Annotated in this window: 18 protein-coding genes and 2 tRNA genes; 18 read left to right on the forward strand and 2 right to left on the reverse strand. The window is 53.8% G+C overall.

The window, feature by feature from the left end; all coding sequences use genetic code 11:
• The first annotated feature begins 25 nt into the window (after window positions 1–25).
• The 18 genes from surE (at window position 26) to OEV49_10400 (ending at window position 19,234) form a co-directional block, all read left to right on the forward strand.
• Window positions 26–817: a 5'/3'-nucleotidase SurE gene (gene surE, locus OEV49_10315; protein MDH3891466.1), complete on the forward strand. Its 792-nt coding sequence runs from the start codon at window positions 26–28 to the stop codon at window positions 815–817.
• Window positions 818–966: 149 nt separating this feature from the next.
• Window positions 967–1,040: transfer RNA gene (locus OEV49_10320), tRNA-Pro, on the forward strand.
• An 86-nt stretch (window positions 1,041–1,126) separates the two neighbouring features.
• The gene (locus OEV49_10325) at window positions 1,127–1,609 is read left to right on the forward strand and encodes a TIGR00725 family protein (protein ID MDH3891467.1); all 483 of its coding nucleotides are present in this window, start codon (window positions 1,127–1,129) and stop codon (window positions 1,607–1,609) included.
• Window positions 1,606–1,890 carry an acylphosphatase gene (locus OEV49_10330; protein ID MDH3891468.1) on the forward strand — a complete coding sequence of 95 codons (285 nt, stop codon included), beginning with the start codon at window positions 1,606–1,608 and terminating at the stop codon, window positions 1,888–1,890. Before OEV49_10325 ends, OEV49_10330 begins: the two co-directional genes overlap by 4 nt.
• On the forward strand, window positions 1,890–2,426 hold the full coding sequence (locus OEV49_10335; GenBank protein ID MDH3891469.1) for an adenine phosphoribosyltransferase: 537 nt from the start codon (window positions 1,890–1,892) through the stop codon (window positions 2,424–2,426). Before OEV49_10330 ends, OEV49_10335 begins: the two co-directional genes overlap by 1 nt.
• Before the next feature lie 556 nt (window positions 2,427–2,982).
• Window positions 2,983–3,056: transfer RNA gene (locus OEV49_10340), tRNA-Arg, on the forward strand.
• Window positions 3,057–3,333: 277 nt separating this feature from the next.
• Window positions 3,334–4,797, forward strand: a complete 1,464-nt coding sequence (locus tag OEV49_10345; GenBank protein MDH3891470.1) for a hypothetical protein — start codon at window positions 3,334–3,336, stop codon at window positions 4,795–4,797.
• A 177-nt stretch (window positions 4,798–4,974) separates the two neighbouring features.
• Window positions 4,975–5,652, forward strand: coding sequence for a tetratricopeptide repeat protein (locus OEV49_10350; GenBank protein ID MDH3891471.1), 678 nt, complete (start codon window positions 4,975–4,977; stop codon window positions 5,650–5,652).
• A 26-nt stretch (window positions 5,653–5,678) separates the two neighbouring features.
• Entirely contained in the window at window positions 5,679–7,805 is a 2,127-nt protein-coding gene (locus tag OEV49_10355; protein ID MDH3891472.1) for a glycoside hydrolase family 57 protein, read from the forward strand.
• A 30-nt stretch (window positions 7,806–7,835) separates the two neighbouring features.
• Window positions 7,836–8,246, forward strand: a complete 411-nt coding sequence (locus tag OEV49_10360; protein ID MDH3891473.1) for a hypothetical protein — start codon at window positions 7,836–7,838, stop codon at window positions 8,244–8,246.
• Window positions 8,247–8,391: 145 nt separating this feature from the next.
• Window positions 8,392–9,219, forward strand: a complete 828-nt coding sequence (locus tag OEV49_10365) for a M48 family metallopeptidase (protein MDH3891474.1) — start codon at window positions 8,392–8,394, stop codon at window positions 9,217–9,219.
• Between the two features lie 1,223 nt (window positions 9,220–10,442).
• A complete protein-coding gene (locus tag OEV49_10370) occupies window positions 10,443–11,390 on the forward strand; it encodes a PorV/PorQ family protein (protein MDH3891475.1) in 948 nt (315 codons plus the stop codon).
• A 396-nt stretch (window positions 11,391–11,786) separates the two neighbouring features.
• Window positions 11,787–12,722 (forward strand): sugar transferase, encoded by a 936-nt coding sequence (locus tag OEV49_10375; protein ID MDH3891476.1) that lies wholly within the window; start codon window positions 11,787–11,789, stop codon window positions 12,720–12,722.
• Window positions 12,723–12,863: 141 nt separating this feature from the next.
• Window positions 12,864–13,592: a DUF5683 domain-containing protein gene (locus OEV49_10380; GenBank protein MDH3891477.1), complete on the forward strand. Its 729-nt coding sequence runs from the start codon at window positions 12,864–12,866 to the stop codon at window positions 13,590–13,592.
• A gap of 14 nt (window positions 13,593–13,606) precedes the next feature.
• Complete coding sequence (locus tag OEV49_10385; protein MDH3891478.1) at window positions 13,607–14,827, forward strand: hypothetical protein; 1,221 nt, start codon at window positions 13,607–13,609, stop codon at window positions 14,825–14,827.
• Window positions 14,828–14,852: 25 nt separating this feature from the next.
• Window positions 14,853–15,698 (forward strand): hypothetical protein, encoded by an 846-nt coding sequence (locus tag OEV49_10390; GenBank protein MDH3891479.1) that lies wholly within the window; start codon window positions 14,853–14,855, stop codon window positions 15,696–15,698.
• Window positions 15,699–16,230: 532 nt separating this feature from the next.
• Window positions 16,231–17,667, forward strand: coding sequence for a sigma-54 dependent transcriptional regulator (locus OEV49_10395; GenBank protein MDH3891480.1), 1,437 nt, complete (start codon window positions 16,231–16,233; stop codon window positions 17,665–17,667).
• Between the two features lie 415 nt (window positions 17,668–18,082).
• Window positions 18,083–19,234, forward strand: a complete 1,152-nt coding sequence (locus tag OEV49_10400; protein MDH3891481.1) for an exonuclease SbcCD subunit D — start codon at window positions 18,083–18,085, stop codon at window positions 19,232–19,234.
• 240 nt (window positions 19,235–19,474) lie between these two features.
• Here OEV49_10400 and OEV49_10405 read toward each other — a convergent pair whose 3' ends face one another.
• Both OEV49_10405 and OEV49_10410 read right to left on the reverse strand, forming a co-directional pair.
• A complete protein-coding gene (locus OEV49_10405) occupies window positions 19,475–21,121 on the reverse strand; it encodes a hypothetical protein (GenBank protein MDH3891482.1) in 1,647 nt (548 codons plus the stop codon).
• Between the two features lie 9 nt (window positions 21,122–21,130).
• Entirely contained in the window at window positions 21,131–21,877 is a 747-nt protein-coding gene (locus OEV49_10410; protein MDH3891483.1) for an ABC transporter ATP-binding protein, read from the reverse strand.
• Window positions 21,878–21,887 lie beyond the last annotated feature (10 nt).

Below are 21,887 nucleotides of genomic sequence, written 5' to 3' on the forward strand. Positions count from 1 at the left end.
GACTCCGCTCAGCATGAGGTTGTGCTTGCGTGACAACCATCTTTTGTGTACCCTGGGCGGGATGAAGCAACGCATACTCCTGACCAACGACGATGGCTATTTCTCCGACGGCATCTGTGCCCTCTACAACGAACTGAAAAAGAAAGCCGAAGTGTTCATCGTTGCGCCGGATCGTGAACAATCAGCCAGCAGTCATTCACTGACGTTGAACCGTCCGCTGCGTATCCATCAGTTGGACAAACATCGCTACGCCACCGACGGAACACCCACCGACTGTGTCATGCTGGCCGTGCACATGCTGTTCAAACACAAACTTCCGGACATGATTATTTCAGGCATCAACCACGGCGCCAACATGGGCGACGATGTCACTTACAGTGGAACCGTCGCCGCGGCAATCGAAGGGTCTATTATGGGTGTGCCCTCAATGGCTGTTTCGATGTCCAGTTATGAACCGGGAACGCCGATGACGCGCGCGGCTCGTTTCGTTGCCAAGCTGGTTGCGTCTTACCACAAAATGGGACTGGAGCCGTCGACTTTTCTCAATGTCAATTTCCCCTGCGACAATTCACGAGCTTACAAGACTTTTGAGTTCACCTCGCTCGGTTCGCGTCGGTACAAAGACATCGTCATTCGCAAAACCGATCCGCGCGGTAAACCGTACTACTGGATCGGCGGCCGACCGCAGTGGAAGATGACCAAGGGTTCAGACTTTGAGGCCGTCAGTCGCGGCGTTGTTTCGATCACGCCGACCCGGCTGAATTTCACTCACGCCGAGGTGCTGGAGAGGCTGAAAGAGGGCAGCTTTAAGCTCTAAGTCAGGCGCGGCGATGAGGCTATCGTGGCGAACATAGACCGGCGCAGTCGTTGCGAATCGAGTCGTGGTTGAAGTGGTCCAAATCTGTTGGATAAAATCGTTGACAAGAATCGGAAATGGCCTATTTTGAATTCCCTGGATCTATTGATCGGGGCGTGGCGCAGGTTGGTAGCGCGCTTGGTTCGGGACTAAGAGGTCGCTGGTTCAAATCCAGTCGCCCCGATTTTGTAAGCACAACGCGGTAGAGGCGGAGGATCACCTCTACGCTATGAAACCTCACTAGTGGTACAAGGGTGAAAGGATGTATTAATGTCAACTCCGAGAAAGCCAGTGATAGCTGTGATCGGGGCGGGAAAGTGCTCGAAGAAACTGCGTGATATGGCTTTTGAAGTAGGCAAGTACGTGGCTGAAAACGGTGGTGTTCTTGTTTGTGGAGGACTGGGCGGCATAATGGAGGGCGCGGCTCGCGGAGCTAAAGAAGCCGGCGGACTGACGCTTGGCATTCTTCCAACAGATTTGAAGGAAGACGCCAACGAGTTTATCGACATCGTGATACCGACAGGTTTTGGTGAAGCTCGCAACATTATGGTCGTTCGATCGGCCGACGCCGTGATAGCGTTTCCGGGCAAATTCGGAACGCTTACCGAGATGGCCTTCGCACTGCACGCCAAGAAGCCGGTGGTTTCGGTTAATGCCTGGAGGCTCTCAGAAGAGATCCACCAAACCGAAACTCCACAGGAAGCCGCCGAGCTGGCCATGAAGCTGGCCGTGCCCGCCGAAGGATCGGGTTGAGTTCGGTTGCCGCTGAACTCAAAATCTCTGGCGTAGTGCAGGGCGTCGGGTACAGATACTACTGCTATAGGAAAGCCAAAGAGATGGGGATCACCGGACAGGTGACAAACCGGTCGGACGGTTCTGTCTTGGTGTGGGCCGAGGGCGAACGTTCGGTCATAGAAGCCTTGATAGCCCAGTTGAAATCGGGACCGCCGGCCTCTGACGTTCGTGATATCTCTATCGCATGGCGCGACGTTAGCGGCCACTATTCCTCATTCAACATTGAAATGGGTGACTGATGACTTCATCCAACGATGGCCTGAAAAAGTATATCAGAAGTGTGCCGGACTTTCCCAAGCCGGGCATTAATTTCTACGACATCACAACACTCCTTCAGGACCCTGACGGGTTCGGCATGGCCTTGGATGCTATGGAACAGTTCGCCCGCGACAAGCAGACCGAAAAAATCCTGGTCGTCGAATCGCGGGGCTTTCTGTTCGGCGCGGCGTTGGCTGATCGCTTGAATGTCGGACTGGTACTCGCGCGCAAGCCGGGGAAACTACCCCATAAGACGATCAGTGCCGAGTACGCACTCGAATACGGTACCGACAGTCTGGAGTTGCATCAGGACGCCGTCCGGGCGGGGGAGAGGGTGTTGATTGTCGACGATCTGATAGCGACCGGTGGTACTCTTCAGGCGGTGTGCGGATTGGTCGAACAACTGGATGCCCAAGTGGTCGGCATTTCGGCTGTGATAGACCTGTCGTTTCTGCCCTGGCGGGAGAAACTGTCCGCCTACGATGTCGACTGCCTGATCGCTTACGACTCGGAGTGACTGTCAAAGCAGGTTCACCCCCAAACAGGGTTTGTGGGTGCCACCCTTCGACAGCGCTCATGCCTCGACTCCGCTCGGCATGACATTGGTAGTGCGCGAAGTGCGAAAAAGTGGTTTACCACTGTCCCAATATGCCTACCGCCCAAAACAAGCAGGCTGTGTCGCAATGGCACGTTCCTCTGGTTCCTGCGTTCGCCGATGGCGAGCGTGTGAACCAGAGGTCTCAAAGGCTGCTCTTACAGAACGCCTTGGTGTGAGTCGCAGGGTCACAATCCCGACTTCGTCGAGACCAGGACCCTGCGAAACCACATTATGACACAGCCTCAAGGTTTGAGACGGCCACCCTTCGATTGTGCTAATGCTGCGCCTGCGCTCATACTTCGACTGCGCTCATGCCTCGACTCCGCTCGGCATGACATTGGTAGTGCGTGTAGTGCGAAAAAGTGGTTTACCACCGGTCACTTAGCGTTTGCCAAAGGGGGGGAGAGCTTGTAGATTGGTGGCTGAGGTTTTGCAGTTGAGCTCCCTTGATCAAAGAGTGTGGCTTGACCGATCTGCCCCCGTAGCTCAGTTGGATAGAGCATCGGTTTCCTAAACCGAGTGCCGCAGGTTCGATTCCTGCCGGGGGTATTTTTTTGTTGGCTTGCGGAATCGGCTTCAGAAAGAGCGCATAAGGAGCGAAAACATCCCACAGCAAGCTGTGGGGCACCGGGCGAAGGTGTCAACTCTGGTCCGCCCTTCTGTGACCCCCCAACCTCTCAGAAACTGCTGTTTGGGGCCTGTTTTTTTCCCTCAAGAACATTTGACATTGCACACCAAGAATGATATATTCGTTGATTATTTTGCGCCGGTAGTGCGTCTATGATTAAGACAAAGAGTGTTTTTACGCGATAAAGGAGTCCCTTCAATGGTCAAATCTCTACTGTACGCCGCTTTAATGACGGCACTTTTCGCTTCGGCAGCCCTGGGCCAGTTTTTGCAGCCCGAAGTCATCACCACAGAGTTGCCTCATTCGAGTTTTGATTTCGGTTGGGGTGGCGCCCGGGCCGAAGGGATGGGCAATGCGTATCTTGGGCTGGCCGATGATATTACCGCCGGTGCCTGGAATCCAGCCGCGTTGGTGGTTTTTGAAGGTCCTATGCTCGGCTTGAGTTGGGGTGCCACTGCGCCGCGTGGCTACACGAATTTCAATATCCAATCAAACCTGTGGCGGTTCAATCATACCGGCTCCCTGAGCAATGTTTCCGGACTCAATTTTATCGGGCCGTTTCGAATCAAAGGGCACGCTTTTGTCGGTTCGGTGAACTATACCCGGAATTTCGAAGATATGTTGGGCACTGGTTATAAGTTCGCAATCGACCAGATTCGCGAAGTGCCTCGTCACAATATCCGAGAGCTTGACACATTCTCGGTTGATGTCGGTGTTCAGGAGCTTTATGAAGGCGGCGTCAGCTCGGTAGCCTTTTCCATGGGTACACGCGTTTATGAGAACAGTTCGGTCGGCCTGGGTGTGAATATTTACACTGGGGAGAACAGATTCGAAGTCAATCAGCACGCTATCACCTACGACCTGCCGATCGATCCCGGTGGTCAGGAGGTAGATGCTGCCTCCAATACTTACCTGGTCGATACGGTGCAGTTCTCGGGTGTTAATTTTACGCTGGCCTACAAGGCAACTGGTGACCGACTCAATGTCGGCGTCGTACTGCGCACACCCTTTAGTTTGAATCTCAAGAACAACAGATCCATATACAACGTGACCACGATTAACGACAAGCCGATTGAAGAGGGAACCGACACCACCTTTTTCGACAATCAGTTGACCAAGTACACACTGCCACTGACCGTCTCGGCCGGATTAGCCCTTAAAGTGAACGACAATTCTGTACTCACGATGGATGCGGAGTACCGTAATTTCAGCAGCTTGAAATACAAGCGACGTGACTCTCTCTTTATCGACCCGGCCGGCAACAACGAAGAGTTCTTTACCGATATCGATCCGGAGTGGAACAGCACCTTTTCCATGCGGTTCGGTGGTGAATACCGGTATGCTTCCTCTGTCGGCACTATTCCCTTCAGGGCCGGCTTAGGTCTTATACCGATTCCGTGGCCGAACCGGTCCGAGTCGAAATCTCCGCAGAGTAGTTTCAATTTCCCGCACATGGTTTTCCTGCCGTTCGTGAAAGCGTTGAACAAGGATGATACGCCCATCCGCTACACTTTTTCGGCCGGTACCGGCATCCACTGGAGCCAGATCATGTTGGATTGGGCCTACACCTTTAGTACCGTTGAGCGCAACTGGGGAGAATCAGTAGTTGAAGCGCAGGTGCAGGATCACCACTTTGGTTTCACATTCACAGGAGTGTTTTAGGCACCTACAGAGGCCGGTTTTGACGACCGGCAGGCAAAGGAACGATGTAAATAATGTCGCCGCTTGTCGTAAGCGGCGACCCTTTTTTGGAGACAGTGATGATTCCGGTGACTCAACCCGCCGGGGCGCTCTGCCGATAAGCGATAGATAAGACAAAACGGTTCTGAGGAGTGGTTGATGTACGACAAGGTTAAGCTGACCAAAAGACAGATCAAGGAAGACAAGTTCACCGCTTTCATGTTGAAGGCACGCACCTGGTTCATCGATAACTGGCAATTGGCCGTGATCGGGGTCGCGGCGGTGGTTCTGATAGCCGTAGCCGGTGTGTACTACAGTAGGTCTCAGGCGGCCCAATCTGAGGAGGCGGCTACTCGCTTTGCACGGGCTCTGCTGGATTATCGTAACGGGTCCAACCAAGTTGCCATAATGGGCTTTTCCCAGGTTGTCGACGAATACTCCTCGGACGAAGCTGCCGAACAAGCGACTTTTCTTCTCGGTAAAGTCAATTACAAAATCCGCAACTACGAAGAAGCAACTCGGTATTTTGAGATGTACCTGACTCAGTACCGCGAAAACCGTTTGTCGCGCGGGGCAGCACAAGCCGGTATTGCCTCCTGTCACGAAGAGCAGGCAGCTTATGCCGAGGCTGCCGACAGGTTCCAGAAGGCGTTCGACGAGTACCCCGACGGTCCGTTAGGCGGCGACTATCTGGCCGGCGCCATGCGCAACCATTTCAAAACCGGTGATCTCGAAAAGGCAGCTGCCAATCTCGACACTATCAAAGTACGGTATAAAGGCAGCGAATTGGTCAACCGGGCCATCCGGAGTTTTGCAGAAAACAGCCCAGGTAAGTAGACACGAATCTAAAAGGCGGGGGCGCTTTGTCTGACACCAAACCACTGAAACTGGCCATTCTATGGCACATGCATCAGCCAAACTATCAGGAGCCCGGCTCTGATCGCATGGTGCTGCCGTGGGTAAGGCTGCACGCCACCAAAGATTATCTGGACATGTTACTCCACGCCAGTGAGTATGAAAGGGTGCGTGTCACTTTCAATCTGGTGCCCGCTCTGTTGGATCAGCTGAATCTGTACACGGGCGGCGGAACCGATCCGCACCTGGAGCTGTCACGGTTGAGAGCGGAAGAACTCAACGACCGGCAAAAAAGTGAAATCCTGGATCATTTCTTTTCAGCCAATCTTACTCAGATGGTGGAGCCGCACCGACGCTACCATGAACTGTATAGCAAGGCCAGAAACGGCGGGAGCGGAATACTCCCCGCCATTTTCTCGTCACAGGAGATACGGGACTTGCAGGTGTGGTCGAATCTGGTATGGGTGGACCCGCTGTTCCATGTCGAGTCCCCGATAAAGGAACTGCTGGATCAGGGTCGTAATTACACCGAGGAACAGAAGCACGCCCTCCTGGCATGGCAGATGACACTAATATCCAGGATTCTGCCGGCTTACCGGGAGCACTTCCACAAGCGCAGGATCGACCTTTCGTTCACGCCCTACTACCATCCGATCCTGCCATTGCTGTGCGATACCGATTCCGCTCTGGAAGCCACGCCCACCCTGACCCTGCCCAAACGCCGGTTTCAACATCCCGAGGATGCAGAGTGGCATGTCCGCTCGTCGATGGCGATGTTCGAGGAGACTTTCGGTGAGCCGATGGCGGGCATGTGGCCTTCGGAGGGGTCGGTGTCCGAGCAGGTGGCCGACTTGCTAATCAAATCGGGCGTGAAATGGATTGCCACCGATGAGGAGATTCTCCGGAGTTCACTGAGAAAAGCCAACATGGACCCACGAGAGCATCCGATCCACACTGTCTACGAGTATGGTGGTTCGTTGAAGCTGTTCTTCAGGGACCATGCCCTCTCCGACCGTATCGGTTTTGTTTATTCCGGCTGGGATGCCGACCGGGCGGCGACCGATTTCATCGACCATCTGATGCGCATACGCGCGTTGCTGGCTGATCGGCTCGACCAAGTGGTGGTGCCGGTGATTCTGGATGGCGAGAACGCCTGGGAATATTTCCCCAACGATGGTCGTGATTTCCTCGGTGAGTTGTACCGTCGTTTGAACGAGGAACCGCTGATTGAAACAACCACCATGACCGAGGCCGCTGAGACCATTGAGGCCCAATCGCTGCCGTCGCTGTTAGCCGGCAGTTGGATCAATCATGATTTCCGAATCTGGATCGGCCATCAGGAGGACAACGCCGCCTGGGATTTGCTGCATGATGCCCGCGACGCCTTGGAGCAATTTGAGAAAGAGCATCCAGACTACGATCCAGACCGTTTGAGAAGCGCCTGGAAGCAAATCTACATAGCCGAGGGTTCTGACTGGTGCTGGTGGTACGGCGATGAACATCGCGGCGCCGGCAACGAGCAATTCGACTCTATTTTCAGACGCCACCTGATGGCCGTGTATGAGACGCTCGGATTGGAAGTGCCCAGAAAACTATTTGATCCCATCTATCGGGCCGGTGCGGGTCTCAAAGCGGTGCCGCCGGACACTCTGTTGACACCGGAAATTGATGGCCGTCTCACCGATTTCTATGAATGGACCGGAGCCGGTTGCTTTGATTGTCTCAAAGCGGGCGGCGCCATGCATCGCGTTGAGCGGTACCTCTCACGGATTCATTTTGCATACGATCACGATTGGTTGTTTATTCGGCTTGACTTTGCGGACAAGAAAGCCTTAGAATTGGTTGACAAGCCGGTCTTCAAGTTCAGTTTCTTCACGCCCGAAGCGCGGGACCTGGCGATAACTCCCTCGGGTCACAAAGAGACAGACGGCAAGGACGGCTGGTATCGATACGGCCTGGACGAAAGCTTGGAGTTGGCCGTGTCGAGAACATGGTTATTCGAGCACGGTTTTGGTGAACTGGGCTTCACCGCGGCGCTGCTTGATTCAACTGAGAGTTTGGAAAGCTGGCCTGAAAATGAACCAATTCAGATTCTTGTCGCAGAGAAGGACAAGGAGATGTTCTGGCCTGCCTAGCCGGTTGTACGACGGTACCAGGGAGGTACAATGACTGACTCATTCTTCCGTGATGACCCCAAAGAGAAACCGACCGGCGAGGTGCCGGGTCTCGATGGATCCGCCAAGGCCGGAGCAGAGACCGAATCCACCGGACGTTTTACCTCCGACGAAGGACGCATGGCCGCGATCATGGCCTACATTCCTCTACTGTGCTTTGTGCCGCTGTTGAGCATGAAAGAGAACAAAGAAGCGCGCTTCCATGCCCGGCAGGGGGTGTTACTCTTTTTGATCGAGTTGGTGGCCGTACTGTTTTTGGTCGATGCCATTTCCGATTTGGTTTTCAAAGGGATACTGATCGGCGCCGCCGCCCTTTCGGTGGCGGGCATTGTGTTTGCAGTTCAGGGTCGGAACTATCGCCTGCCGATCATCGGTGACCTGGCCGACAAAGCGAAACTGTAGCCGGTGGGCGGTAGATGGTCTTTTCTGCTTCGACTGCGTTGCACTCACCCTTCGACTGCGCTCAGGGTGACACTCATGGGACGCAGGCTGACAATCAGGTGGCGCACGAGGACGTACAGCACGTACAAATTGTGAAGGAGTGACGATGAATCCTCTAAGGTTCAGAGTAAGTGCGATTCTATTCGCCCTAATGCTTGCGGTTCTTTTGTCATGCGCTACTACCGGTCCCGGGGGCAAAACATCCTTCATAGTCATTCCGACCAGTCAGGAAGTCGGCATCGGCGCCGGGATGGCTGAGCAGGTCGAAGCCAGCGACACTATTCTCGACGATCAAGTTTGGCAGGATTATATAACCGAAGTGGGCAATAAGGTTGTTGCGGTGTGCGACCGACAGGATATCGAGTATCACTTCAAAGTCATCCAGTCCGATCAGGTTAACGCCTTCGCTGCGCCGGGGGGATACATCTATTTTTATACCGGCCTTTTGCGTGAGATGGATTCAGAGGCGGAGATGGCTGCTGTCATGGCCCATGAAATCTCGCACGTAGTGGCCCGGCATGGTGTCAAACGATTGCAGTCTGCGTTAGGCGTCGCTATTGCCTACGAACTGGCCTTTGGGGGAGAGGGGGCTGGCGAGGCGATGGATGCCGCTATCGGTATCGGCATGGGTTTGCTCTTTGCCGATTACTCACGCGGCGCCGAGCGAGAGGCGGACAATTTCGGCATTCAGTACATGGTTAAGGCCGGGTATAATCCCCAGGGTGCTTTGGGGATGTTCGAGACGCTGGCGCGGTTGGGTGGCGGCGGTTCATCTAATGTATTCGAGGGTCTGGCTCGATCGCATCCGGAGACACAGGAACGAATCGCCAACGCTAATGCTCAGATCGTTGCCATGCAACCTTTGCCTGCCGGATTGACCATGAACAAGTCCCGCTACCACCAGATGCTCAAGCGCTTCCCCCCGAAGCAATGAATTGCTCTTTCGCTTCGCGGCGATGCATCACGACTTCATGCTAAGTCTGACTTTTCTGTCATGCCGGACCTTGAACCGGCATCCAGGCGATAAATCGCTCTTTGGCGCTTCGCGTCGGGTGGGATTCATGTGTACCAGGGTGGACCCACCTGTCGCTTCGCTTTAGGTGGGGTACCAGTTTCACCCTTCGACTCCGCTCAGGGTGAGGTGGTGAAGAGCCGTCGATGTGGCGATGATCCGTCAAGTCTTGCGGTTGTGCGGCAGATGTGGACATCTGCCGGGCACGAGGAACACGGTACCCCACCCAGAGCGCTTCGCGTCGGGTGGGATTCATGTGTACCAGGGTGGACCCACCTGTCGCTTCGCTTTAGGTGGAGTACCAGGTTTACCGGCCGCAAGACCTGACGCAACGCTGTTCAGCCTCGCAATTGACCCACGCGGTCTGATGATCGTCCGGGGCAGTAGATGTGGACATCTGCCAGCCACGAACATTGGCGGAACCGCTAAGAGGGTTCCGCCCTACTGAAGCTCGCCTACAGGGAATCGACATTGTCCCCTACTGACCTACGGTTGTCTGACGCAACTCTGTCACAAAGGCGGGTTCACGCCGCGGCGCGCAGGCGCAGACGGACCCACCCAACTGAAGAACTGACGATTGTGTCGGGCGAGGTCGCCCAACACCACCCCCGACCACAAACCCCTCCAAAACCATAACATGGGTCGCTGTTGAAAAGTTGACATTGCGGACATCGTTGTCCGTCAATAAGTTTGCCGCGGAAATCCTTTCCTTTTATGGAAAGTTTTAGTTGTTTTTAGCATTTAACTGCCGTTTCTTGGCCCTCGGTATAGACAGGGAATGGCCGCAATTTCCCGGGCAGGAAGTGGTCAATTCTCCAGCAAAGTGGTCGGGATGCCACTTTATTGGACAGCGGCGCTTAACCGGATGTGGTTGAACGCCTTGACAGGAGTTGAAGCTGATCTGGCCCAGGTATTGCTCAAGGACAGAACATACAGGCCGATACTTCCACAGGGCAAGACCTCAGACAGTTTTAATACCACCGACGCCTGGAGCCATGGATGGCCCGGAAATGGGTTGTGAGACAAAGACTTAACCGCCTTCGCGAAACACCCCAAAATAGCTGCGGTGAACGTGAAATGGTGCCCTCTCCGGGCACTGAGGTTGCAATTGCATGAAGCAACCTCAGTGTATCGGAAGGTAGAGTATGAAGAACAGGGTAGTGAACAGAATCGTATTCGTTTGGATCATCATGGTGGCCATTATGGCCATCTTCGGCAAAGTTGCGGTGGCTGCTAACGATGGTGGCCGGACAGCAGCAGATTTTCTCCAAATTGGGATCGGAGCGCGCGCCGCGGGTATGGGTGGCGCCCATTCAGCAGCATCTAACGATGCCGGTGCAGCCTACTGGAATCCGGCCGGACTGACTTCGGTCAGCGGCGGTGAGGTGGTGCTGGGCCACTTTTCGTTGTATCAGGACATCAAGATGGAATACGGCGCGCTGGCTTTCAAGACAAGCGACCGGACCAGTCTGGCCGTCTCGATAACTTATCTTGGCTATGGTCAGATAGATGGCTACGATGTTGCCGGTGTTTCCACCGGTGAGCAGATCGCAGCTTACGATTGGGCCGGTGGGTTATCGTTCGCCTATCGCCTGAACCAGAACCTGTCGTTGGGAGCAACTGGAAAATTCGTCAACCAGCGGTTGGACGATGTTTCTGGCTCGGCTTTCGCTCTTGATCTGGGGGCGAGATACGAGTTTGAGTGGTTCACGGTGGCCGGAGTCGTGGCCAATTTCGGCACCAAGATGGATTTCGACGGTGTGTCCGAACAGTTGCCGACTTCGGCCCGACTGGCTGTTTCGGCCCATCCGTGGGGTCCGTCGCTTGGGACATCGCTGGAACTTGACAATCGATTCCAGGGCGGTGCGGCTATCAAGCATGGTGTCGAGTATTGCTACGACGGCCAGTACTTTCTGCGTACCGGTTACAATTATTTGCCCCAGGCCGATCATCGCAGCTTTGGCCAGGGGATGAGCTTCGGAGTGGGCGCTCGCTTCGGACGGGCCGAAGTCGACTATGCTTTCTCGCCGGGCGAAAAATACGCCGCTGAGGATTTACACCGACTGTCTTTCAAACTGCAATGGGGCAAATAGGCCCCGCTGGAACTCCTCCATACTCTACTTGAAAACCGGCTTTGAGCCGGTTTTCTTTTGCGATTTGCGACCTCAATTGACGCAAACGATTGCAGATTATGTGTCGAGTCCAGCAGTTTGAACAGCCTGTTTCGATGATTTCTATAGGGATCGGTTTAGTCTTGGTTCTGGTTCATTTTCTCTCCGTGTAAGTTGCTGGAATTCGGGATGTTATAGGACCCCTCGGCAGTCGCCTGTTGTCACATTTGATATCTCGATTTGCCATTCTTGGCAATGCTTTTGCTGAGTTTAGTCTCCGGAACATAAATACTCACTATGGAGTGGGCTTAGGATTTGGATTTCTGATCGAAACACACAAGTTGTAAATAGTTTAACGGTCTCCGGAATTATATCGGGATGGACAATAACCTCACTTCAAAATCAAGCATCCAGTCTGAGTCTGCGGTAGCTCTGCCGGTTTCATCGGCTGGGTTTGGAGCCGCCAGCGGGGTCGATGCTGTCCGAATCGATCATTCTGTGAGCCCGACGTATAGTTATACTCAGCAACTCAGTTTCTATTACGGCGAGTATTTTAAGGGCATAATGTTTGTTTTGGCCACGACCATGTTTATATTGGTCGTACCGGCGTTCCTGGCCCGACCGGCCCGGCTGAAAGCTATGTTGAGTAAAGCTGCAAAGAGAACGATCGATATTTTCGGCGCCATGTTGGGGCTGATTCTTACTCTGCCCTTGTGGATCATTATTCCCATTCTAATCAAGTTGGATTCGCCCGGCTCGGTGTTCTATTGTCAGCAGAGAGTTGGTAAGAACGAGCGGCAGCGGGATCGGCGCTATTGCCAGCGAACCGATGTATCCGACCGGCGTAACCGCTCTCGCCGCCGGACCGACCACAACGGTCGTCTCTTCAAGATGTACAAGTTCCGCACCATGTCTTCAGAGGCCGAAAGCAAAACCGGTCCGGTGCTGGCCACTAAAAACGATCCGCGCAAAACAGCTTTGGGCAAAATACTTCGCAAGTCACGGATCGACGAGATACCTCAGTTTTTGAACGTGCTTTTCGGTCAGATGTCACTGGTGGGACCGCGTCCCGAACGGCCCAATTTCGTCTCCCGGTACAACGAGAAGTACGACAACTATTGTGACCGACTGAATGTCAAGCCGGGACTGACCGGATTGGCTCAGGTGACGACCGGCTACGACTTTTCGGATGAGGACGTGCACGAGAAACTGCGCTACGACCTGAAGTATATCAATACCTGGTCGCTCTGGCTGGACTTTAAGATTCTTTGCCGCACCGTGGTTGTCGTCCTGACCGGTCGCGGCGCCTGCTGAAAGCCGACTACCCCCATTTGTTCACGATAATCAGGTTGCACCGGTTGCGACCTTTCTTTTTGTTTCAACCTTGTCCTTAATCGATCATTACCATATAATTCCGCTAACGGATTTGAAAACAGTTCAAAACAGGATAGCTTCATGGCGTTGAAAAGGATTTTGGCGACTATCCTCATTATCATTATAGTCGCAGGTGCCGCCAGGTCCCAGACCGTCCCTATGGGGGATGTGTCGGTGACCTCGACCCCGACGGGGGCGATAGCCACGCTCTCGGGGGAGGCTGTTGTCAGCGGTGTGACCCCGGCCAGGTTTCGACACTTGCTGGTCGGCGAATACCGATTGGATGTACGGATGTTTGGCTATGAAACTCATTCGACCCGCGTAGCGCTGGACCCGGCGCGACCGCTTGAGATCGGTGTGTCGCTTACACCAAAAAGTCGAACCAAAGCCGCTCTTCGCTCCATGGTCATTCCCGGATGGGGTCAGCGCTACAGTGGACGGCCAACCAAAGCCTTCGCCTTCGCGCTGATGTCGGCAGGTTCGGCTGTTGCCGTGTGGCTGGCTGATCGTAGTTTCGACGATGAGTATGAGATTTACCAAACCCGACTGCGGGAGTACGATGCCGCCACGACCGATATGGAGCAGGCGCGGTTGCATCCGGGCTTGATCTCGGCGCAGAACGATGCCTACGATGCTGAGAACCTTCGGCGGATCACGATGGGTGTGGCCATCGGCGTGTGGGGTTTGAATCTGTTGGATGCGTTTGTTTTGTTCCCGGATCATCACGCCGGCATTCGAGTTAAAGGACTGACATTGACGCCGACCGCGGATCTCAATCAGGTCGGCCTTTCATTGGTGACAAAGTTTTGAGACGGTGGATAGCCATGAAAAAACATGCAATTATAACGACGCTGTTGGTCCTGACGCTGTCGCCGGCTTGCGAACGGCACATTGAGTCGCAGGACCCGGTGCGCTCGCTGCCGACGCCGCTTCCGATTCCGATCAACCTGGAGGCGGTCGTCGATGACGCTACCGTTACAATAAGCTGGGAACTTTCCGACAGCAGCAAAACAAACATGTTCCGGGTCTATACTGCTGAAAGCGAGGCTGGCGAGTACCTTCTGAGCGACTCGACAACGGCCTACACTGTCACTCTCTCCGGTTTGCTTTTGAACCGGCCGGTCTTTATGCGGGTGACCAGTGTGACCGATTCAGGTGTCGAGTCACAGGCATCGGCCCATGTGGCTGCAACGCCCACACATTTCTCAATCAGTATTAACAACGACAGTGAGTACGCCAGTCGCCGCGACGTTCAGGTGCGGATCAACACCGGGGTCAATGCTCAATTCGTACAGATATCAGAGCAGCAGGATTTCGGTGATGCCGAGTGGGAGAGTTACGGTGTGACCAGGTCGTTTGAGTTGTCGGAAGATGATGGTGTCAAGACGGTCTATGTCCGTATGCAATTCGCCGATGGCTCCGAGACCGGTCAGCCGTTGTCGGATGACATAACGCTGGATACCTTTGCCGAGATTGAAACCTTCACGTTCTTTCCCCCTAACGATCCAATGACTGAAGGGGAAGTTACCACTTTTCGGATGCAAAGCGGTGAGATTGGGGGAGAGGCGTCGGTCTCTTTCGGTTTGGAGCCCGACCTGGAACTGTTTGATGACGGCACCAATGGAGATGCTGTGGCCGATGACGCTACTTACACCAGGATGTACACCGTGCCTTTTGGTGCCTATGCGTTCGATGAAGTCGTTACCGGATCGTTCACCGATGAGGCCGGCAACCGAGCCGAGGATTTCATTTCTGAGACACTGATGAACATCAACACGGCACCTGCGTCGGTAGAACTTGGCGTGAGCTTTGGTGTCGATACTTCGACGGTCGTTTTCACGTGGACGACAAGCTCAGAGTCCGACTTTGAGAGTTATCGGTTGATCAATACGGTGCCCGGTATTGCCGAACCGTTGATGATCACCACCTCATCGTCGACCAATCGTTTCGAAATGAGCCGCCCGCCGATCGGTAGTGATTACATTATCGTGGTCTTCGACTATCATGGAGATTCAGCGGCATCTAACACGGTGACGGCACCGTAGTTACTCGCTTGGGCCGGGAGCCAACATGAACCTTGTCCGATCCATCAACAGGTTTATCACCCTGTTTCATGATACCTTTCGTCAGTTTGGTCGGGGACGAATCTGGTTGGTGTTGGGGGTTTTCTTTCTGCTCAACTGGTTAGTGTTGTATGCTCATTACAATGCGCTGTTACCGGTCTTCTATGGACCCATCAAGCTTTGGGCCGGTCTTTTTGGAGATAAAGTGGCGACAGGGTTCTTTCATTATCCCGGGCATTTCCTGGTGCTGCCGGAGTTGTTTGACTACGCCAAGCTGGTTCTGGGACTTCTCTTTGAGGGAGCGGTACTTGGACTGGTGGCCTTGGTTTTCTTCGACAGTTACCTTCAGGTCAAGAAACCGGAATCATCACCTTTCAAGCTGGTGTTGTCATCATGGTTTCAGTTGATGCTGGGGTGGCTGTTGCTTAACGGGTTGATGCTGGCTGTAATCCTGGTCTTGCCTCAGTATCTGGTCGACTGGTTGTGGGGATCACCTCGTCGAATAGCCGTTTTTGAGTTTGCTATTGTACCGGCCATTTTCACCTTACTCTTATCTATGTTCTATTTTGTCATCCCGGTGATAGCCCTCTATGGCGACAATGTTCTGGAGGGGCTCAAACGATCCCTAACGATCTTCTGGAGGAATCCTCTAACCTGTGTCTTCCTGGCTTTGGTGGTTGTAGCCAGCCAGACAATCGTGTCAGCCGCGGCCGGGAGACCGGTTACTATCATAGAGAAATTCAGACCTGAGTTGGTCTACTGGGTCCTTCTGGCCGGCCTTGGGTTCAACCTCATAGCGTCTTTTTTCTGGATGGGTACAGCTGTTCGCTTTCTTATCGAGGAAGAGGAGTAGGCTGCCCGGGGAGAGAGCTTACGGTGGGTCTTTCTGGAATCACCTGAATCCAGCGCAAATTGAGAATCCCTTTTCCATTCCAGGGACAGTTGGGCGGGTTACCGGACTATAGCTGTATTATGTAGGGCGTCCGCCGCGGCGAGTTAGCGGTTCCGCCTACGTAGAATGGCAGAACCAGAAGCGGTTCTGCTCTACTTCAGATTACCGGTCGGCCCGCCTGGGATTCCAAATCTGCTCGCAAGCAGGCCCGATCCGGTCGCCAGACAATTAAGTCGCACACTTAGGTGCATGGGAGACATTGGATATCCCTGCCTATAGGATTCCGGATCGAACTGCAGGACTCCAACCTGTCGACTCGAAGATCAGCACAGTTTTGTTCGATTGAGCAACTCACTCCTCTGTAGAGAACCCGCGCCGCAATTCATCCGGATATTTCGGTAATCTCTTTTGCATATCCCTTTTTTGTCTCTTCAAAAATCCTGAAAGCCGCCGATAAAAGCGGTATAACGGAAGGTATTAGGTAAGATACAGAATGAAAAATATACTACTGGTTGATGACGACAAGGATCTATCCCAGTCGTTGGCCAACCTCTTTGATCCAGAGAAATTCAATTTCAGCTTCCTCGAAGACGGGACCGAGGTCTGTCGATTTGTCGATGAGCACGAGGACATTGATCTGGTCATGCTCGATGTCAACCTGCCGTCCTTGTCTGGTTTGGAGGTACTCAAACAGATCAAAGAGAGCAAAGAGAATCTTCCGATAATCGTGATATCCGGTTTTGTTTCTACCGATGATGCGATGGAAGCGATGCGCGAGGGAGCCTTTGAGTATCTGACCAAACCGTTCCAGATTGAAAAACTGATCGACACCGTAAACAAAGCCTGCGGTTTTTCGACCGCGCAGAAAAACCCGTTTGCTACCGGACCGGCCCGTGAAGAACCGATAGTTCCCGGCGTCGATGAGATCGTCGGCCAGTCGCCGGAGATCGTCGAGATCGCCAAGTTGATCGGACAGGTGGCCAAGTCGGACGCCGCCGTGTTGATCATAGGCGAATCCGGTACCGGTAAGGAACTGGTGGCCCACGCCGTTCACCGCAACTCCAAAAGGCACTCCAACGCCTTTCTCTCGGTAAACTGCGCCGCCTTGCCCGAGACGCTGCTTGAGTCCGAACTGTTCGGTCATGAAAAAGGAGCCTTCACCGGAGCCTATTTCAAGCGGATCGGCAAGTTCGAACAGACCGATGGCGGCACTTTGTTCCTCGATGAAATCGCCGACATGACTATGCTCACTCAGTCCAAGCTACTGCGGGTCCTACAGGACAAGAACTTCCAGCGGGTCGGCGGAACCGAAAGTCTCAATGCCGATGTCCGGATCGTGGCGGCGACCAACAAGTCACTGGTGCAGTGTATGAAAGAAGGATCGTTCCGCGTCGATCTGTTCTACCGGTTGAAAGTTGTGTCGATCTACATCCCACCGCTCAGGGAACGACGGGTCGACATACCGCTATTGGTCAGTTTTTTCTGTAAGAAGTTTGCCGGCCAACTCAATCAGCCGGTGCGACGCGTCTCCAAGAAGGCGCTCCAGATGTTGACCAAATACCAATGGCCGGGCAACGTGCGCGAACTTGAGAACAACATCCAAAACGCGCTGGTGATGTCAAAGAGCGAAGTCCTGCAAGCTGAAGACTTCCCGGTTTTCTCAGAGGACAGTTCGAAACTGCAAGTTGATCTGTCCTCGCTCAAAGACGACTACACCGAGACATTCACCAAACTGATCGACCCGATCATGCCCAAGCTGATTGTTAATTCGCCGGGGCAGATTTTCCATTTCCTGGAGGCTGCATTTGAGCGGGCGGTAATCGCCAGTTGCCTGAAGCACTTCGACGGCAACCAGGTGAAGACATCCGAAACGCTTGGCATCTCTCGCAACACCCTGCGCGACCGTATCTCCCGTTACGATATATATTGAGCCGATCATCTTTGGTTGGTCAAAATCCCTGACCCGAAGGGCCCAAAACACGGCTTGACAGTGTCGTTCTGAGCGCAGTCGAAGTGTGAACGACTCCCACAGCAAGGAGCTTGTTAAAAAGGGTCTGGCTCGCAGGTGGTGTTGGGCGACCCCGCCCGACACCTGCCGCACAATCCAATGGCCGTCAGGCGAGTCGCCTGAAAGCACCAACACTGCAACGCAGGTCACCTGACGGCTAAAGGGGTTTGTCAACATGCCCCAAGCTGTGGGCCACCGGCCTGTTGGCGGGTCCGGAGACGGACCCACCCTACTGAAGAGAGAAGCATGTTGTGGGCGGCAGACGCCCTCGTCTGGCCCAGTGTCCACGTAGTGCACGAGGACGTACACCACGCACGAAATCCGGTGCAATTTGTGATTGAGCAACGACCGAAGCTGCCTTATCTTGTCCGACATGAAACTCTGCCACTTTGCCGACAGCCATCTGGGCGCGGGGGAGAACCATCCGCGGCGCGGCGCCAGCGGCCTGACGCTCAGGCAGGAGGATATTGTCAATGCCTTCACCGAGGCTGTTGATCGGATTATCGCCATCAAGCCAGATTTGTGCATTCACTCAGGTGACCTGTTTCATGCAGTACGCCCGATCAACCGGATCATGGCCATGGCCGCCGAGCAACTACACAAACTGGCCGAGCAGCATGGTATTCCCACCATCCTGATTTGTGGCAACCACGACGCGCCCAAACAACCACATATCGGCGCTGCACTGGAAGTGTTTCGTCAGTTTGAGAATCTGTACGTGGTGGCTGCCGGCCGTATGGAGAAGATCAGGCTTGGCGAGGCGGCAATTTGCGCCCTGCCGCACTGTCTGACTGTTGCCTCGCAGAAAGAACAGTTGCAATTGTGCACTCCCGATGAGAAAGCTCGCTACAACATTTTCGTGGCTCACGGTGTTGCCGCCGGGATGCCGGAGTTTTCGATGGCCGACCTGGGCGAACAGGAATTGCCCTTGGATGTACTTGATCGATTCGATTATGCCGCCCTGGGACATTTTCACAACTTCTGCAAAGTATCGGGGCATGGTTACTATTCAGGCTCGACCGAACGTTTGTCGCAATCAGAGAGGGATGCGGATAAGGGGTTTTGTGTCGTCGAATTCGATCCGTTGCGCGTGCAGTTTGAGCCGGTCGCTTGTCGTGCTATGGTCGACGTTCCGGTCATAAATGCCGCCGGGAAACGGGGCGATCAACTGGCGCAGATACTGACCGAGACTATCGAGAAGATCGGCGCCTCCGACAAGATCGTCCGGGTGAATGTCACCGGGGTCAGTGAGGAAACGCTCAAGACGATTCCCTCGGCCCAGATTGCCGCTTTGAAACAGAAGTCGTTTGCGCTGGATGTTCGCTTTGAGAAAGAGACGAGCGATGAGAGTTCGGGAACGTTCGGCCGTTCTGCTATCGGTCGGATCGATCAGGGCTTTTTGGAGTTTCTCGAAATAGTAAACCTGGATGGTTTCGACCGCGACCGTCTCAAGCAAGAGGCATTGAAGTACCTGGCCGTTGAAGAGTAAACGGGGGCGGCAATTGGTAAACGTCCGAGTCTGGATCATAGCGAGCGATTCACAGACACTCGGGTTGTAGGCAGCGCGGCGATCAGTTTTCAAGTCACCGCCTGTCTGCATGTTTCTACTGCGGGCGGCATGACGCTCTCGTCGGACCAGAGAGAGGCCTGAGCTTCAAGTGATTTCTCGCAACGAAGTGGCGCAGTCGATTCGTCGGCGCTCTTCAAGTGGACAACGCCTCCGGTTGGTCTAAGAATAGTGCGTGATCCTTCTGATTCCGACCCGGCTCAAGATGAACATGCAGAGTATCAAGAAGAGACCTGTCACTGTGAGAAATATCAGGGTTACGTTGTCGATCCCAGCGGCCATCAGAACCAGGTCCAGCTTATAGGAGAACAAAGTCAAGATCATCCCGATTCCATATACGCCCATCATAGCCAAGGGATGAATGCCTACGTCTTGCTTGCCGAAACGCTCGGGGTTAAACTCGGCAAAGGCGGCCGAGCAGAATGTCACCAGGAGGGATGTCAGAAGAATATTCAAGAGGAGCAGTGGTGAACGGTGGAGAATGTCAAGCAACGTGAAGTACTCCGACAAACCAATGAGCAGGCACCAGAAGAGGATAAGAACAAAGGCTGAAACCACGAAAGCAATTGTAACTCGTGCCGATAGGTATCTCCACACCGTCGGATAGAGTTGTTTGATGAGAAGTATGTTGCCCCGTTCCTGCCCGATGATGTTAAGAAACAATCGGGATACCACCAGGTTGGACGATAAATACAATACAAACAGAAAGAGATCGTCCAGGAGTGAGACCTTCCAGTTTGCAAGAAGAGCCAGGGCACCAACGAACACAATGCTCTTCACCACCAGGTGTGGTTTTCGGATCAGGTTCAAGATATCCTTTACCAGGAGGGTCCGTGCATCGAGGGGTAACAGTTTCATGCCGCGGTTCAGTGTGGCGAACCCGATCTTGAGAGTGTCGCCCTGAGCCTGAGCGGCCATGTCACCGGCCTGAGTGTGTATTCGGTGGAAAGCCATACGGAATGACCGCACAGACAATCTCGATAAACAATATAGCACTCCACCGCCGGCCACCAAAGATAAGACCGCCTGCCCAGTACCCCAGGGTCGTAGAATCATGGCGTCCATCATAGAGGAATAAGAACCCAGGGCCAGCTGTTGGTTGAGCCACGCCCATAACGATACATCAGGCGAACCAACGTACCCGGCCTTGAATAACCGAATGCCCACAACCAGGAGCACGCCCGAAATCACAAAAATACCGATGAATATTCTGTCTGACTTGAGTCGAGGGAATCCTCTGGCGATTGTCAGCACAACATTGACGCCCACCAGATAAGCGGCCGCTACAAAGATCATGGTCATGGCGGTCATCACGATGGTCCATGGCAGGGACCAACCCATTGCCACCAAGGTCAGGCCCGTACCGGGGAGGACAAAGTACAGGCAGGTTCTGATGACGACGAGCCACATATCCATGACGCGGTAATACACAAGGTCCGACACCACCATGGGATAACTCAGGAGTCGCTCGTTTTCCGCTGTGATCAACTCTGAAATCTGGACGGCGCCGACGAACATTCCGAGATAGAACAGAAGCAGGGCGCCGCCGTTGATGATACTGTGGTGATAGGTTGCAAGGCTCTGGCCGACTCGGGTGGCCGTTCCGAAGTCGTTATTGGTAAGCATGAGCACCAGGCAGGTAAGGCCGACATAGGCAGGCACAATGGCCGCCTTGACGGTGAGTGCTGCTTTCATCGAAACCAGTCGGTAACCGAACAGGCGAGCGAATATTCCGTTGCGAACCTGTCTGAGCAATTCGAGTTTTTGGAGCAGCAGGGGGATGCGGAATTTGCTAAGTGCGTCAGGCATGACAGATACCTAATTACCGATTAACTGCGAATAGAAATTCTCCAGATTATCCCGACCGTCGGAATCCGGGTAGCGCTCACGCAGGTCATCCAGCGTACCGTGAAAGAGGTTTTGTCCCTCATTGATAATCAGGATCTGATCGGCCAGTTGTTCGGCGATGTCAAGTTGGTGTGTGGCCAAAAGGACAGTAACACCCTCCGACCTGAGGTGTTTAAGATACTCCTTGAGCATTTTGATTCCGATCGGGTCCAGGTGCGCGGTGGGTTCATCCAATAGGAGCAACTGCGGCGAATTGACTAACATGGCTGCTATGGAGATCCTCCGCTTGAGTCCGGCTGAAAAGTGCTCGATCTGTTTCACTTTGGCTTCCGTGATGGAGAATTGATTGACCAGGGTATCGACCCGAGTGTTGAGAGGGCTTTCATCCTCCATGCCATACATTTGGCCGACATAGAACAGATACTCCCATGGGGTCAGATAGCTGAGCAGGTTGGCTGTCTCCGGCACGAATCCTATATTGCGCTTGATTAATCGCAGCCGGTCGGTTTCGGCCTGGGACAGATCAACGTCGTCAATGAGTACGCGACCGCTGGTGGGTGCGAGCATGGTCGAGATCATTCGGAGAGTTGTGGACTTGCCCGCGCCGTTGTGGCCCAACAGCGCCAGGATACTTCCACGCACAACTTCAAAAGAGAGCTCCTTCACAGCATACGATGTGCGGTCGTAGCTTTTGGATAGGTCTATCACTTGCAGCATGACGTTAATG

It is taken from the genome of Candidatus Zixiibacteriota bacterium (assembly GCA_029860345.1).
Classification (GTDB): Bacteria; Zixibacteria; MSB-5A5; order GN15; family FEB-12; genus JAJRTA01.